The sequence below is a fragment of the Streptomyces siamensis genome (assembly GCF_039543605.1).
GTDB classification, from domain to species: Bacteria; Actinomycetota; Actinomycetes; order Streptomycetales; family Streptomycetaceae; genus Streptomyces; species Streptomyces siamensis.
The window spans coordinates 88054-102930 of the sequence record NZ_BAABKB010000008.1; the positions used below are offsets into that span (position 1 = coordinate 88054).

Here is a 14877-nt window from a genome sequence, read left to right on the forward strand (position 1 = left end):
CCCGCCGGGTGGGACGGGGAGTCGGGGTTTCGGCGGCTCCTGGCCGGCCTGCGCGCCGGCCGGGCCGCCCGGTGGGGCGGGAAGTCGCGCGTCAGCGGGTCTTGGTGGGCGTGGCGCCGACCGGACCGCCGGGCAGGAATCCGGCGAGGACACGGAAGCGGAGCGGCTCTCCGCCCTTGCCCGCGCGGCGGTGCAGGACGCGGGCACCGGAGTCGCCCGCGAACTGGATGACGGCGATGACGACGGCGAGGACGGCCACGATGAGCCACATCAGATCGGACTCGAAGCGCTGGTAGCCGTACCGGATCGCGAGGTCGCCGAGGCCGCCCGCGCCGACGGTGCCGGCCATCGCGGAGTAGCCGATGATGGCGACGACCGTGGTCGTGGTGGCCGAGATCAGCGACGGCAGGGACTCGGGCACGAGCACCTTGCGGACGACGGTCCAGGTGTTGCCGCCCATCGACTGCACGGCTTCGACCAGACCGCCGTCGACCTCACGCACGGACGTCTCGACGAGCCGCGCGAAGAACGGGATGGCGCCGACGGCGAGCGGCACGATGGCGGCCTCGCGGCCGATGGTCGTACCGACGATCCAGCGGGTGAAGGACATCAGAGCGACCATCAGGATGATGAAGGGCATCGAGCGGACGATGTTCACGACCTGCCCGATGACCTTGTTCACCACGGTGTTCTGCACCAGGCCGCCGCGGTCCGTGAGAACCAGCAGGACACCCAGCGGAAGGCCGGCGAGGACGGCGATCAGCGTGGACCAGCCGACCATGTAGAGCGTGTCCCAACACGCCTGGGACAGCAGCGGCTGCATCTCGGACCAGGTCACTTGGCACCTTCCTCGACCAGTACGGGCTCCTGGCCCAGGACGTCGATCTGCAGGCCCTGCTCGCGGAGGAAGCCGATCGGTACGACGTTGTCCTCGTAGCGGCCGGGCAGTTCGATGCGCATGCGGCCGACCTGCTTGCCGCCGACGGTGTCCATCGCGGCGCCGAGGATCGAGATGTCGATGTTGTACGTGCGGGCGAGCTGGGAGACGACGGGCTGGGTGGCCGCCTCGCCGTGGAAGGTGACGTCGATGACGGTGCGGTCGTCGCCGGAGGCGTCGCCGCTGACCGGGAAGAGCGCGGAGGCGAGCTCGGAGCCGGGCGTGGCGAGCAGTTCGCTGACGGTCCCGGACTCGACGATCCTGCCCTTCTCCATGAGCGCGGCGGAGTCGCAGATGCTCTTGACGACGTCCATCTCGTGGGTGATGAGCAGGACGGTCAGGCCCAGCTGGCGGTTCAGGTCGCGCAGCAGCTGGAGGATGGAGCGGGTGGTCTCCGGGTCGAGGGCGCTGGTCGCCTCGTCGGACAGGAGCACCTTGGGGTCGCCGGCGAGGGCACGGGCGATGCCGACGCGCTGCTTCTGGCCGCCGGAGAGCTGCGCCGGGTAGGCCTTGGCCTTGTCGGAGAGGCCGACCAGGTCGAGGAGTTCGAGGGCCTTGCGGCTGCGTTCCCTGCCGGAGACGCCGAGGATCTCGAGCGGCAGCTCGATGTTGTCCTGGACGGTGCGCGAGGACAGCAGGTTGAAGTGCTGGAAGACCATGCCGATGCCGCTGCGCGCCTGGCGCAGTTCCTTGCCGGCGCGGGGGCCGCGGCCGGCGAGTGCGGTGAGGTCCTGTCCGGCGACGGTGACCGTGCCGGAGGTGGGGCGCTCCAGGAGGTTGACGCAGCGGATGAGCGAGGACTTGCCGGCGCCGGACTGGCCGATGACGCCGTACACCTCGCCTTCGCGGACGTGCAGATCGACGCCGTCGAGGGCGACGACCTCTCGGCCGCGCGAACGGTAGACCTTGGTGAGGCCCGTTGTCGTGATCACTGGGGTTTCCGTCACTGTCGAGTGCAGGGCGTGGGTGTGCGCCGGGCACGGGTGCATGCGGTCGGGAACGCGGCACGGTTCTCGCGATGGCGAAGGAACCGGAAGGAGAACGTGTGCGCGGGGCAGCCGGCGTCACGTACGCGGTACGGACACGGCGCGGCGGTCTCGCTTCGGGGCGCGAGACCAGGCGGTGGTGCGGGGGCCCTCTAGAAGGCGCACATTCGACACATACAACGAGCACCGGGCGTCATGGTCGCCTCGGTCGCAAGGATGCGGCTGCTCGTCGTGGTCATGGGTGCAAGTAAAGCAGACCCACAGGTGGGGCCTGCCACCGCTGTCCGAATAGCGGACAGCGGTGGACACGCTGTTCCGTCAGGCGGAGATCTCCACGCCGTGGTCGGTGACCAGTACGGACAAGGCGGAGAGGTCCTCGACCACCAGGTCGGCGTCCAGCTCGTGGACACGGTGCGTTGTGGTCAATGCCACTGTCGTCATTCCGGCCGCGCGGCCCGCCTGGAGACCGGCCGGGGCGTCCTCGAGGACGACGCAGCGCGCCGGGTCGACGCCCAGCTCACGGGCCGCGAGGAGGTAGGGCTCGGGGTCGGGCTTGCCGCGGGTGATGTCGTCCGCGGCGATCATCGTCTTGGGGCGGATGCCGACCTCTTCGAGCCGGGCCTCGGCCAGCCTGCGGGTGGCCGAGGTGACCACGGCCCAGCGCTCGGCGGGCAGCGCGTCGAGCAGCGCGAGGGTGCCGGGCAGCGCCACGACCCCACCGGGCACGTCCTCGACCTCCAGCTGTTCGATGCGCGCGAGGGCCTCGGGCACGATGTCGGCGGGCAGCAGGTCGGCGGCTATCTCGACGGCGGGGCGGCCGTGCAGCTCGATCCGGGCGAAGTCGTCAGCCGTGATGCCGTACTCCGTCGCCCATCGCGTCCAGCAGCGGTTCACCGACTCGAGGGATGAGACGAGCGTTCCGTCGTTGTCGAACAGGAGGGCATCTGCATGGATCTTCATGCCGTCGACCCTACGGGGCACCCCGGGGGCGAGCGCATCGGGCCTTTTGGCCCGTAATAGGGTCACGGCATGCTTGATGCCCTGACGGTCGCCACCGCCGTCGCCGCGCTCGCGCTCGCCGCCTGGTGCGGCTGGGCCGCCTACCGTGATCAGCCCACCAAGGACTGGCACTTCATCGGCATGGCCGTGGTGTCGCTGCTGGCCGTGGTCCAGCTGGTGATCGGCATCGTCCAGCTGGCCCGCGGTGAGAAGCCGGAGCAGGGCACGACGATCTTCGTGGCGTACCTGCTCGGCGCCTTCGCGTGCATTCCGGCCGCGGGCTTCATGTCGCTCGCGGAGCGCACCCGCTGGGGTTCGGTCACGGTGGCGGCCGGCGGTGTGGTCCTCGCCGTCCTCGAGGTGCGGCTCTATGACATCTGGGGAGGCTGAGATGACGGCCACGGACGAGAACGGGACCGTGCCCGGCGGCACGGGCGTGCCGGACGGGACGCCGAAGAAGCGGACACGGCTCATCAGCGGCCCCGGGATGCTGCTGCTGTGGCTGTACGGCGTGATGGTCGTCGGCGCCGTCTCGCGGTCCGCCGTGCAGATCTCCACGGAGTTCGACAAGGCACCGCTGGCCTACTCGCTGTCCGCGGTGGCGGGTGTCGTCTACGGCTTCATCACGTACTCGCTGGTGCGCGGCGGCGAGACGGCCCGCCGGGCGGCGCTGGTGTGCTGTGCCGCCGAGCTCGCGGGCGTGCTGATCGTGGGGACCTGGACACTGGTGGAGCCCTCCGCCTTCCCCGACGCCACGGTGTGGTCGGACTACGGGATGGGCTATCTGTTCATTCCGGTGCTGCTGCCGCTGTCGGCGATGTACTGGCTGCGCAAGGCCCGCACGACGGCCCGGCCGGTCTGACACCGAGCAGGCCTGACGCCGAGCAGGCCCGACCGCTGAACCCGGCTGGCCGCCGAGCCCGACCGGCCGCCCGGCGGCGGGAGTCGGGCGCGCCGGAGAGCCGGCCCCTCGCAGGCCCGAGTCGCGGTGACACCCGGCCGTTCGCGGGTGGGCCGCGGTGGCCCCGGTCGGCGACCGGGGCCCGGAGCCGGTCAGGCGCTGGTCGCGTACGCGCTCGCGTCGGCGCCCTTCGCCAGCGTCACCAGCGTGAGCCGCTCGTCGACGCGCTCGGTGGAGACGGGCGCGTAACCGTGCTTGCGGTACAGGCGCAGATTGCGGTCGCTGCGGTGCCCGGTGAAGAGCTGGAAGGACTTGGCCGTGCCGTCCGCGCCGAGCTGTGCCTCGATCGCGGCGAGCAGCCGTCCGCCGAGCCCGTGCCGCTGCATGCGCGGGTGGACGATGAGCTTGTTGATGCGGGCCGTGCCGTCGTCGTCCACCACGCCGCGGACCGAGGCCACCACCTCCGCCCCGAGCCGCGCCACGAGGACGGTGCCGCCGGTGAGTTCCGCCCTGAGGGAGTCGAGCGGCTGGGTGAGCGGCTCGATTCCGTAGTCGCCGTAGAGCTCGGCCTCGCTCTGGTAGCAGAGGTACTGCAGCTTGAGGATCTGTTCGGCGTCCTCTTCGGTCGCCGCCGAGATGGTCACGCTCATGCCCATGTGTGCATGCCTCCCGCTCACCTGTTCCGCCGGTAGTCCCTCACTCCTATCCCCGCCGTCAGTGAGCCGCAACCTCCACCGTCAGCAATCGCCGCAGACATCCCAGGCATCTGGAACGTTCCGGGCCCAGACTGCCCTGTGAGATACCCAACTCCCCCGCGATCTCCCGGTATGTGAGGTCTTTCGGCGAGAGCAGCGCCGCCATGAGACTCGGGCAGCGGCCCGGCAGCCGGCGCACGGCGTCGTGCAGCGCGCGCCGCCGTTCGGACGTCATCGCCTGCTGCTCGGGCCCGGGCCCGCCGAGGTCCGCGGGCTCGGCGGCGAAGGGCTGCTCGACACGGGCGGTGCGACGGCTGCGGCGGGCCTCGGAGCGCACGGCGCGACGCAGCCAGCCCTGCGGGTCCGCGGGCGGACCGCCCGCGTCGAGGCGTTCCAGCAGGCGGAGCCAGACGGCCTGTTCGAGGTCTCCCTGCTCGGCGCCGGAGGCGTACGCCTCGGCCGAGGCCTCGGCGGCGAGCAGCGGGCGCAGAGAGGAAACCATCTCGTGGGTCATGTGCGGCACGACGCGGCCGCCCCGGCGTCAGGTTGCCGGGGCGGCCGTCTGTCACCCCATCCGGGGTGGCCGGGTCATCCGTTGACGAAGTCGGCGCGGGCCAGCAGCGCGGTGTCCGCGTTGTCGGAGAAGACGCCGTCGATGCCCGTCGCGAAGTACGTCTTGAAGGCCCCGAACGCGTCGCCGTAGGCGGTCGGGTCGGTGCCCTTGCGGAAGTTCGCGGGGAGGAAGGGGTTCTCGTTGCGCATGGTGTAGGGGTGCAGGATCAGGCCCGCCTTGTGCGCGTCGGCGACGAGCGTGGTCGGCGTGGTGAGGTTGCCGCTCGCGTCCTTGGGGATGACCAGGTCGAGCGTGGGGCCGATGCCCTGCGCGTACGAGGCGATCCACTTCAGGCCCTCGGGCTTGATCAGGTCGGCGACCGTGCGCGGGTCGCCCGCCTCGACGAAGTCCCAAGGGCGACTGCTCGCGCCGGACAGCAGCACGACGAGCGGGTTGTCGACCAGCTTGTTGAGCCGCTGCATGCTGCTCGGCTCGAAGGACTGGAGGATGACCGGCGCGTTCTTCCCGTCCTTGCCGTACTTGCGCAGCAGCTTGGCGACCCGCTCCTCCAGCCCGAGACCGAGCTTGCGGAAGTAGGTGGGGTGCTTGGTCTCGGGGTAGATCCAGACCTGCTTGCCGCGCTTGCGGGTCTGCTCGTCCTGCCAGCGGAGCACCTCCTCGAAGGTCGGTATCTCCCAGCGGCCGTCGTAGAGCGTGTTGTGCGGACGGTTGGCGGGGATGCGTTCGACGGCCCGCAGCGTCTTCAGCTCTGCGAGGGTGAAGTCCTCGGTGAACCAGCCGGTGGTGGCGACGCCGTCGAGCGTCTTCGTGGTCTTTCGGTCGGCGAACTCGGGGTGCGCCGCGACGTCCGTGGTCCCGCCGATCTCCGGTTCGTGCCGACACACCAGGTGGCCGTCCTTGGTGGGCACCAGGTCGCCCGCCTCGACGACGTCGGCGCCCATGTCGAGGGCCAGCTGGTACGAGCCGAAGGTGTGCTCCGGCCGGTAACCACTTGCCCCGCGATGTCCGATGACGGTCGGTTTGGGCAGGCTCCGGTAGCCGCCCGAGCCCTGCCGGCCGTCCGCTCTCGCCGCGCCCGTCGCGCCGAGGACGGCTCCGCCCGCCCCGAGCACCGCCGCACCGAGCAGCGCGCGCCGCGCCGTGCCCCGTCCCTGTCCGTCCGAATCCTGCGCCACCATGAGCGCTCCTCCCGCTGTAGGCCCCGCCTGTCGAAAGCGGGACGATCGTAGGTGCCGCGGTGTGACCGGAGGGAGGCCTGCGGTCGAACACGTGGGTGACCCTGGATGTCGTACGGGATGCGGAAGATGACGGTCCGTCGGCTTCGCGGCGGCAGCGGTGGGTAGGCGGGAAGACAGGGGCGGACGACGGCCGACCGCGACACGTTCACTCGTTCGCCGCCGCGACGCGCGATGTCCGTCACATCGTGTCGACCGCGTGACAGCCGCCCGCCGAGGCGGCACCGCAGGTAAACAGGCGTCAACAATGCGTATCCACTCGGTGAACCCGATGTGCAATCACCGGGGGGCCGCGAGTATCGTCCTCACCTGCACAGACCTCATACCGATCCCTTGACACCGGAGGGCCCGTTGTCCCGCTTCGCGCTCATCAAGGCAGTGCTCGGACCGATCATGCGCCTGATGTTCCGCCCACGGGTGGAAGGCGTGGAGAACATCCCGGGCGACGGCCCGGTGATCCTGGCCGGCAACCACCTCACGTTCATCGACTCGATGATCATGCCGCTGTTCTGCGACCGTCAGGTCTTCTTCATCGGCAAGGACGAGTACGTCACCGGCAAGGGCGTCAAGGGCAAGGTCATGGCCTGGTTCTTCACCGGCGTCGGCATGATCCCGGTCGACCGCGACGGCGGCCGCGGCGGTGTCGCGGCGCTGATGACCGGCCGCCGGGTGCTGGAGGAGGGCAAGGTCTTCAGCATCTACCCGGAGGGCACCCGCTCCCCCGACGGCCGGCTCTACCGGGGACGCACGGGCATCGCCCGCCTGACCCTGATGACCGGCGCTCCCGTCGTCCCCTTCGCCATCATCGGCACCGACAAGATCCAGCCGGGCGGCGCCGGCATTCCGCGCCCGGGACGGGTCACGGTCCGCTTCGGCGAGGCCATGGAGTTCTCCCGGTACGAGGGCATGGACCGCGACCGCTACGTCCTGCGGGCGGTGACCGACTCCGTGATGGCCGAGGTCATGCGACTGTCCGGCCAGGAGTACGTGGACATGTACGCCACGAAGGCGAAGGCCGCCTGACGCCTCGCACGAGGCACCGCGCTTCTCACGGGTGAGCCCCGGCCGGCGACTGCCGGCCGGGGCTCACCCGTTTCGTACGGTCACGCCTCCAGCTTCTGCCCGCGCAGCAGGAACCACGCGGCAACCGCCGTGGCGAGCAGCACCAGCGCTCCGGCACCCGCCGCGATCGCGAGGCCGTCGACGAACGCGGTACGGGCCGAGTCCATCAGTGCCGCCGCGGTGTCGGTCGGCAGCTCCGCGGCCGACTCGACGGCGCCGCCGAGCGATTCGTGAGCCGCGGCCGGTGTGCCCGCGGGGCCCGTGAAGCCGGCGTAGACGCTCGTCACGATGGAGCCGAGCAGGGCGATGCCCAGTGCGGCGCCGAGCTCGTAGGCCGTCTCGGAGACCGCCGAGGCGGCACCCGCCTCCTCCTTCGGGACGCTGGAGAGGATGACGTCGGCGGTGACGGTGAAGGAGAAGCCCGCACCGACACCGACCACCAGCAGGGCGGCGCCCAGCAGCGGATAGCCGGTCGACTGGCTCAGCAAGGTCAGCGAGCCCAGCGCCAGGCCCACCGCGGCGAGACCGCCGGAGACGACCGCGCGCACCGAGAAGCGCCGGGCGACGCTGCCCGCGACCAGACCGGCCGCGACCGCGCCCACGGCGGCCGGGATCTCGGCGAGCCCGGCCTCGAACGGCCCCCTGCCCTGCACGAGTTGCAGGTACTGGGAGAGGAAGAAGACGAGCCCGGACATGCCGAGGACGGTCAGCAGATCGGCGAGCACGGCTCCCGAGAAGCCGCGGTTGCGGAACAGCCTGACGTCCAGCAGCGGTGCGGGCAGCGTGAGCTGGCGGCGCACGAACCAGTAGAGGGCGGCGGCGCCCAGCAGGCCCGCGCCGGCCGATTCCGGCGAGAGCCCGTGCGCGGCGGCCTCCTTCACGGCGTAGACGACGCCGATCACGCCGACGAGCGAGAGGACGACGCTGGACAGGTCCCAGGGCCCGTGGTCCGGGTTCCTCGACTCGGGCAGCAGCTTGATGCCGACGAGGACGAGGACGACCATCACCGGCAGGTTGATGAGGAAGACGGAGCCCCACCAGAAGTGTTCGAGCAGGAATCCACCGACGACCGGGCCGACCGCGGTACCGGCGGAGGCCGTCGCGCCCCAGATGCCGACGGCGAGGCTGCGCTCGCGCGGGTCGTGGAAGAGGTTGCGGATCAGGGCCAGCGTGGCGGGCATCAGCGTCGCGCCCGCGACACCGAGGAGCGCCCGCGCCAGAATCATCATCTCCGGTGTCGTGGCGTAGGCGTTGAGCACCGATATCAGGCCGAACACCGTGGCGCCGACGAGCAGCAGCCTCTTGCGGCCGATGCGGTCGCCGAGGCTGCCCATGGAGACGAGCAGTCCGGCGATGACGAAGGAGTAGACGTCGCCGATCCACAGGAGCTGGGTGCCCGAGGGCCTCAGGTCCTCGCTGATGTACGGGGTGGCCAGGCCGAGGACGGTCGCGTCGACGGCCACCAGCAGCACGGCCAGGACGAGGACGCAGAGCGCGAGCCAGCGGCCCGGACGCTTCTCCGCCTCCGCCGCGAACGCCGGCTGCAGGGTGCTGGTCATGGTTCCTCTCTCCGTAGTGCGCCGCCGAGCAGCAGCTCGGCGATCATGTGGTGGAAGTCCTTGGCGGCGACCCGGCCCTCGGCCACGGCCCAGGCGGCCGAGGCCATGAGTCCGTAGAGCGCCTCGGTGAGCCAGGCCGGGGTGAGGTCGATGCGGAACTCGCCGCTGTCCTGGCCGCGCCGGAACAGCGCGGCGATGCGGGCGTCGAGCCGGGCCCAGCCCTCGTTCTGCCCGTCGCCCTCGAAGAGCTGGTTCTCGGTGTAGAGGAAGGCGAGCAGGCCGGCCGCCGTCTCGAGCTCCTTCACCAGGCGGCTCACGGCCTCCCGAGCGGTGCCCTCGTCGAGGCGCGCGGCGTCCAGGGCCGCCTCGCACTCGGCGATGCCGAGCGACTCCAGCGCGCGCACGAGCGCGTCCCGGCCCGCGAACTGGCGGTGCAGGGTGGCCCGGCTGATCCCGGCCGCCTTGGCGACCTCGTCCATGGTGGCGGTGGATTTGCGGGTGAGCAGGGCGGCTGCGCTGCGCAGCACGTGTTCACGGTCGACGGCCATGAGACAATAGTAACGCACATGAGACACGAATGTCTCATTGAATATGCGAGCGTCTCACCGATGTGTGCGGGTGGGACGCTGCCGCTCAGTGCCAGGGCAGCCGGCCGCGCCGCTCCCAGTACGCCTGCGGGCCCTCGACGAGTCCGTCGAGGCGGGCGAGCTGGTCGTCGTCGAGGTCGACGACCGCGGCGTGCAGGTTCGACGCGAGCTGGTTCGCGGTGACCGCGCCGGAGAGGACGACCCCGGCCCAGGGCTGCCGCAGGACCCAGGCGAGGGCGACGGCGTCCGTGCCCAGTGAGGCCTCGGCCGCGACGGCCTTCAGCTCCTCCGGCGCGTTCGGGTCGGCCAGCCGGCCGTTCCCCAGTCCCTCCTTGACGATCACCGTCAGCCCCGCGTCGTGGGCCTCGGCGAGCGCGGGAGCGGCGGAGGTCTCCAGCATGTTGTACGTGGACTGGACGGTACGGAAGAGGGGTTCGCCGTCGACCGTCACGGCGAGCGCGGCGCGGATGGCGTCCGCCTGGGCGGGCCCGCTGGTGGAGAAGCCGACGGTGACGCCCGCCGCGGCGGCCTCGGCCAGGCCGGCGTGCAGTTCCTTGTCGGTGAGGGCAGGACTGTCCGGGGTGACCGAATGGATCTGGTAGAGGTCGAGCCGGTCGCCGAGCAGCTCGGCGGTCTCCGCGCGCTGGCGCTCGTACGTCGCCGCGCTGTGGTCCTTCACCTCATGGTGCTCGGCCTCGATGGTCCAGCCCGCCGTGTAGGTGTAACCCCATTTGCTGCCGACCACCACGTCGTCGATGTCCGGCCGCTCGTTCAGCCACGCGGCGAGGAACTCCTCCGAACGGCCGTAGGAGCGGGCGACGTCGAAATAGCGCACGCCCTGCGCGTAGGCGGCGTCGAGGAGCTCGTGGGTGCGGGCGCGCAGGACGTCGACGCTGCGCACGGAGGGCAGGTCGGCCTCGCGGCCGAGGTTGATGTAGCCGGGGCGGCCCACGGCGGCGAGCCCCAGACCGATGTGGCAGGTGGGAGTCGTCGCAGTGGCGAGACGGGCGAAGGACATCGCTGGCTCCGTTTCGGTCGGCTCCGGTTCGGCTCATGACCAACGTAACCGCGATGACGGTGCTTCACGCGTGGGTCGGGCCCGCCAATGCCGTGCGACCACCCGCGACGGCGCGCAGTGGTCGCCGGCTCCGCGGTGGGCACACGCGCGTGCGGGCCGCGGTGGGCAGGCACGCGGGCCGGGATCGGCGCACGCGCACGGGGTCACCGAAGGCGGGCACCAGAGGGAACATCCTGTGCGGCCCGCGAACACCCGTATGGGTTCCGGCGAACGGCATGCGCCGCAGTGTCCGCGAACCCCCGTACGAGGTAAGGCGAACGGCACGCGCGCGCGGGGCCCCGTGAACCCCACGCGCGCGTGCCGACCGTTCTCAGCCCTGCTTCGCGTCCTTCGCCGTCGCCCACGCGTGCTGGGCCGCCACGTCCGCCTTGACCTCGGCGAGCTGGACGGCGACCGCCTCGGGTGCCGTACCGCCGCGGCCGTTGCGGGAGGCGAGGGCGCCCGGCACGTTCAGGACGGAGCGCACCTCGGGGGTGAGGTGGGCGGAGATCTTCGCGAACTGCTCGTCGGTCAGGCCGTCCAGCTCCTTGCCCTCGGCCTCGGCGACCTTCACGCACTCGCCGGCGACCTCGTGCGCGACCCGGAAGGGCACGCCCTGCTTGACCAGCCACTCGGCGATGTCGGTGGCGAGGGAGAAGCCCGCCGGGGCCAGCTCCTCCATGCGCTCGCGGTGGACGGTGAGCGTGGCCATCATGCCGGTGAAGGCGGGGAGCAGGACCTCCAGCTGGTCGCAGGAGTCGAAGACCGGCTCCTTGTCCTCCTGGAGGTCGCGGTTGTACGCGAGCGGGAGGGCCTTGAGGGTCGCCATCAGGCCGGTCAGATTGCCGATCAGACGGCCCGACTTGCCGCGTGCCAGCTCGGCGATGTCCGGGTTCTTCTTCTGCGGCATGATCGACGAGCCGGTGGAGAACGCGTCGTGGAGGGTGACGAAGGAGAACTCCTTCGTGTTCCAGATGATGACCTCCTCGGCGATCCTGGAGAGGTTCACGCCGATCATCGCGGTGATGAACGCGAACTCCGCCACGAAGTCGCGGGAGGCCGTGCCGTCGATGGAGTTGGCGGCGCTGCCGTGCTCGAAGCCGAGATCCTTCGCCACGGCCTCCGGGTCCAGGCCGAGGGAGGAGCCGGCCAGGGCGCCCGAGCCGTAGGGCGACACGGCCGTCCGCTCGTCCCACTGGCGCAGCCGCTCCGCGTCCCGGGAGAGGGACTGGACGTGGGCGAGGACGTGGTGCGCGAAGAGGACCGGCTGGGCGTGCTGGAGATGGGTGCGGCCGGGCATGGCCACGTCCGGGTGGGCCTCGGCCAGGCCGACCAGCGCGTCCTGGAGCTCGGCGACGAGTCCGCCGATGATCCGGGCGTGGTCGCGCAGATACATGCGGAAGAGGGTCGCGACCTGGTCGTTGCGGGAGCGGCCGGCGCGCAGCTTGCCGCCGAGGTCGGGGCCGAGGCGCTCCAGCAGGCCGCGCTCCAGGGCGGTGTGCACGTCCTCGTCGGCGATGGTGCCGACGAACGAGCCGTCGGCGACGTCGGCCTCGAGCCGGTCGAGCCCCGCGATCATGCGCGTGAGCTCGTCCTCGGTGAGCAGGCCCGCCTGGTTCAGCACGCGCGCGTGGGCACGCGAACCGGCGATGTCGTACGGCGCGAGACGCCAGTCGAAGTGGACCGACGCGGACAGCTTGGCCAGGGCCTCGGCGGGACCGTCGGCGAAACGGCCGCCCCAGAGCCGTACGTCACCGCTGTTGCTGCTCACTTGCGTTGCTCCTAGGAAGGTCTGGATGTGCCGCCGCCTCCCCACCCAGGAGTGAGGAGGCGGTTGTCAGGCTAGTGCGTGTGAGGTGTCTCGCAGGCCGTGCCGGGCTCTAGCCGAGGTCCCGCTTCGCGGCGATCTTCGACGACAGGCTGTAGATGTCGATGAAGCCCTTGGCCGCGGCCTGGTCGAAGGTGTCGCCCGTGTCGTACGTCGCGAGGTTGAAGTCGTAGAGCGACGACTCGGAACGCCGGCCGGTGACGACGGCGCGACCGCCGTGCAGGGTCATCCGGACGTCGCCGTTGACGTGCTGGTTGGCCTCGTCGATGAAGCCGTCCAGGGCGCGCTTGAGCGGGGAGAACCACTGGCCGTCGTAGACCAGTTCGCCCCAGCGCTGCTCGACCTGCCGCTTGTAGCGGGCCAGTTCGCGCTCGACGGTGACGTTCTCCAGCTCCTGGTGGGCGGTGATCAGGGCGATCGCGCCCGGAGCCTCGTACACCTCGCGGGACTTGATGCCCACGAGCCGGTCCTCGACCATGTCGATCCGGCCGATGCCCTGGGCGCCCGCGCGCTCGTTGAGCTGCTGGATGGCCTGCAGGACGCTGACGGCCTTGCCGTCGATGGCGACCGGGACGCCGTGCTTGAAGGTGATGATCACCTCGTCGGCCTCGCGGACCTCGGCCGGGTTCGAGGTGTACTCGTAGATGTCCTCGATCGGCGCGTTCCAGATGTCCTCCAGGAAGCCCGTCTCGACGGCACGCCCGAAGACGTTCTGGTCGATGGAGTACGGGGACTTCTTGGTGGTGGCGATCGGGAGCTGCTTCTCCTCGCAGAAGGCGATCGCCTTGTCCCGGGTCATCGCGTAGTCACGGACCGGGGCGATGCACTTGAGGTCGGGGGCGAGGGCGACGATGCCGGCCTCGAAACGGACCTGGTCGTTGCCCTTGCCGGTGCAGCCGTGGGCGACCGTGCTGGCGCCGTGCTTCTGGGCGGCGGCGACCAGGTGCTTGACGATGGTCGGCCGCGACAGGGCGGAGACCAGCGGGTAGCGGTCCATGTAGAGGGCGTTGGCCTTGATCGCCGGGAGGCAGTACTCGTCGGCGAACTCGTCCTTGGCGTCGGCGACCTCGGCCTCGACGGCACCGCAGGCGAGCGCGCGCTTGCGGATGACGTCCAGGTCCTCGCCGCCCTGGCCGACGTCCACGGCAACGGCGATGACCTCGGCGCCCGTCTCCTCGGCGATCCAGCCGATGGCGACGGAGGTGTCCAGGCCGCCCGAGTAGGCGAGTACGACGCGCTCGGTCACGGGTTTCTCCTCACAGTGCATTCGCTGACATGCATGAGTATGCAGGAGTCTGCATGGTTCGTCAATCCGAGTAGGTCGGATGTGCCGGACCGGACGGCAGAGGCAACCCGCCATGCACGCCGGAAGGCCAGGTCAGGCGGGTATGCGCGGGCCGACGACCCCCAGGCGAGGACATGGCGGGATGCGCCGCGCGGGTGACGGCCCGGACGCGTCGGACCCGCCGCCCGGGCACCGGCGCGACGGCCGGGCGGGTGCCCCGCGGACACGTCGGATCGAGATTTAGACCGGTGTCCGAACCGTGGAACGCGCTTTCCCGGACCTCTCCCCGGACGCAGGCGCCGCGCCCGTACACGCCGGAACGACCAGGACCGACCGAGGACCGAACAGACCGACCGGACGACCGCCGGACGGTCCCCCTCCCCCGACCAGAGTGAGGCTCCCGCATGTCCAGGGCTCTTCCGAAGTACCACAGGCGCCGCGTGGCGCTGATCGGCGGCGCGTCCGCCGTGGTGTTGTCCGGAGCGTTGATCTCCGGCTCCGCGCTCGCCGGGGCGGCGGCGGTGCATCGGAACGCACAATTCCCTTAGACAGACGAAAGACTTTCCCCGATAATCGTTAGACATGGGAAAGACCTATGAGCGCATAGACGGCCGCCTGCGTACCTTCATCGAGGCGCAGCCCCTCTTCTTCACCGCGACCGCGCCCCTGTCCGGGGACGGCACGATCAATCTCTCCCCCAAGGGACTCAGCGGATCGTTCGCCGTCCTCGACGAGCTCACCGTGGCCTATCTGGACTTCGCGGGCAGCAACGCCGAGACCATCGCGCACCTGCGCGAGAACGGCCGTATCACCCTCATGTGGTGCGCCTTCCAGGGGCCGCCGAACATCGTCCGGCTGCACGGCCACGGCGAACCCGTCTTCCGCGACGACCCGCGCTTCGGCGAACTGCTCGGGCACTTCCCGGACATCGACCCGGCCTCGCACGGCCTGCGCGCGATCATCGTGGTGAGCGCCGAGCTCGTCCGGGACTCCTGCGGCTACGCGGTGCCCTTCATGGAGTACGAGTCGGACCGCGATCTGCACGGGAAGCGCTTCGCCCGCGAGGACGACGCCTCGCTGAGCGCGTACTTCACCAAGAAGGAGCACATCGCGAGCAGCCTGGACGGCCTTCCCGGACTGCCGTTGCCGCTGCCGCCCAGTACGTTCTGAAT

15 protein-coding genes are annotated in these 14877 nt (G+C 70.8%); 4 read left to right on the plus strand and 11 right to left on the minus strand.

Going from position 1 to position 14877, the window contains the following annotated elements; translation table 11 throughout:
• Positions 1 to 91: 91 nt before the first annotated feature.
• From ABEB03_RS14500 to ABEB03_RS14510, 3 genes are all read right to left on the minus strand, one after another.
• Positions 92 to 838 (minus strand): methionine ABC transporter permease, encoded by a 747-nt coding sequence (locus ABEB03_RS14500; RefSeq protein ID WP_345647517.1) that lies wholly within the window; start codon positions 836 to 838, stop codon positions 92 to 94.
• Positions 835 to 1926, minus strand: a complete 1092-nt coding sequence (locus tag ABEB03_RS14505; protein WP_345647519.1) for a methionine ABC transporter ATP-binding protein — start codon at positions 1924 to 1926, stop codon at positions 835 to 837. The genes ABEB03_RS14500 and ABEB03_RS14505 overlap by 4 nt, the downstream gene beginning before the upstream one ends.
• Before the next feature lie 315 nt (positions 1927 to 2241).
• Entirely contained in the window at positions 2242 to 2883 is a 642-nt protein-coding gene (locus tag ABEB03_RS14510) for an HAD family hydrolase (RefSeq protein ID WP_345647522.1), read from the minus strand.
• A 69-nt stretch (positions 2884 to 2952) separates the two neighbouring features.
• Here ABEB03_RS14510 and ABEB03_RS14515 point away from each other — a divergent pair, with 69 nt between their 5' ends.
• Positions 2953 to 3312 carry a hypothetical protein gene (locus tag ABEB03_RS14515; RefSeq protein WP_345647525.1) on the plus strand — a complete coding sequence of 120 codons (360 nt, stop codon included), beginning with the start codon at positions 2953 to 2955 and terminating at the stop codon, positions 3310 to 3312.
• A 1-nt stretch (position 3313) separates the two neighbouring features.
• Positions 3314 to 3784, plus strand: a complete 471-nt coding sequence (locus ABEB03_RS14520; RefSeq protein WP_425589234.1) for a hypothetical protein — start codon at positions 3314 to 3316, stop codon at positions 3782 to 3784.
• A 191-nt stretch (positions 3785 to 3975) separates the two neighbouring features.
• Here ABEB03_RS14520 and ABEB03_RS14525 read toward each other — a convergent pair whose 3' ends face one another.
• From ABEB03_RS14525 to ABEB03_RS14535, 3 genes are all read right to left on the minus strand, one after another.
• Positions 3976 to 4479 carry a GNAT family N-acetyltransferase gene (locus ABEB03_RS14525; RefSeq protein WP_345647528.1) on the minus strand — a complete coding sequence of 168 codons (504 nt, stop codon included), beginning with the start codon at positions 4477 to 4479 and terminating at the stop codon, positions 3976 to 3978.
• Positions 4480 to 4537: 58 nt separating this feature from the next.
• The gene (locus ABEB03_RS14530; RefSeq protein WP_345647531.1) at positions 4538 to 5032 is read right to left on the minus strand and encodes a sigma-70 family RNA polymerase sigma factor; all 495 of its coding nucleotides are present in this window, start codon (positions 5030 to 5032) and stop codon (positions 4538 to 4540) included.
• A gap of 74 nt (positions 5033 to 5106) precedes the next feature.
• Complete coding sequence (locus tag ABEB03_RS14535) at positions 5107 to 6270, minus strand: glycerophosphodiester phosphodiesterase (protein ID WP_345647534.1); 1164 nt, start codon at positions 6268 to 6270, stop codon at positions 5107 to 5109.
• A 390-nt stretch (positions 6271 to 6660) separates the two neighbouring features.
• Here ABEB03_RS14535 and ABEB03_RS14540 point away from each other — a divergent pair, with 390 nt between their 5' ends.
• Complete coding sequence (locus tag ABEB03_RS14540; RefSeq protein WP_345647537.1) at positions 6661 to 7350, plus strand: lysophospholipid acyltransferase family protein; 690 nt, start codon at positions 6661 to 6663, stop codon at positions 7348 to 7350.
• An 80-nt stretch (positions 7351 to 7430) separates the two neighbouring features.
• Here the strand turns inward: ABEB03_RS14540 and ABEB03_RS14545 are convergent, their stop codons facing one another.
• From ABEB03_RS14545 to ABEB03_RS14565, 5 genes are all read right to left on the minus strand, one after another.
• Positions 7431 to 8948 carry an MFS transporter gene (locus ABEB03_RS14545; RefSeq protein ID WP_345647540.1) on the minus strand — a complete coding sequence of 506 codons (1518 nt, stop codon included), beginning with the start codon at positions 8946 to 8948 and terminating at the stop codon, positions 7431 to 7433.
• Positions 8945 to 9496, minus strand: coding sequence for a TetR/AcrR family transcriptional regulator (locus ABEB03_RS14550; protein ID WP_345647543.1), 552 nt, complete (start codon positions 9494 to 9496; stop codon positions 8945 to 8947). The genes ABEB03_RS14545 and ABEB03_RS14550 overlap by 4 nt, the downstream gene beginning before the upstream one ends.
• Positions 9497 to 9581: 85 nt before the next feature.
• Positions 9582 to 10553, minus strand: coding sequence for an aldo/keto reductase (locus ABEB03_RS14555; protein WP_345647546.1), 972 nt, complete (start codon positions 10551 to 10553; stop codon positions 9582 to 9584).
• Positions 10554 to 10923: 370 nt separating this feature from the next.
• Positions 10924 to 12363, minus strand: coding sequence for an argininosuccinate lyase (gene argH, locus ABEB03_RS14560; protein WP_345647549.1), 1440 nt, complete (start codon positions 12361 to 12363; stop codon positions 10924 to 10926).
• A gap of 109 nt (positions 12364 to 12472) precedes the next feature.
• Positions 12473 to 13666 (minus strand): argininosuccinate synthase, encoded by a 1194-nt coding sequence (locus tag ABEB03_RS14565; protein ID WP_095933104.1) that lies wholly within the window; start codon positions 13664 to 13666, stop codon positions 12473 to 12475.
• A 621-nt stretch (positions 13667 to 14287) separates the two neighbouring features.
• Between ABEB03_RS14565 and ABEB03_RS14570 the strand changes: the two genes are divergently transcribed.
• On the plus strand, positions 14288 to 14875 hold the full coding sequence (locus tag ABEB03_RS14570) for a pyridoxamine 5'-phosphate oxidase family protein (protein ID WP_345647553.1): 588 nt from the start codon (positions 14288 to 14290) through the stop codon (positions 14873 to 14875).
• The last annotated feature ends 2 nt before the right edge of the window (positions 14876 to 14877 follow it).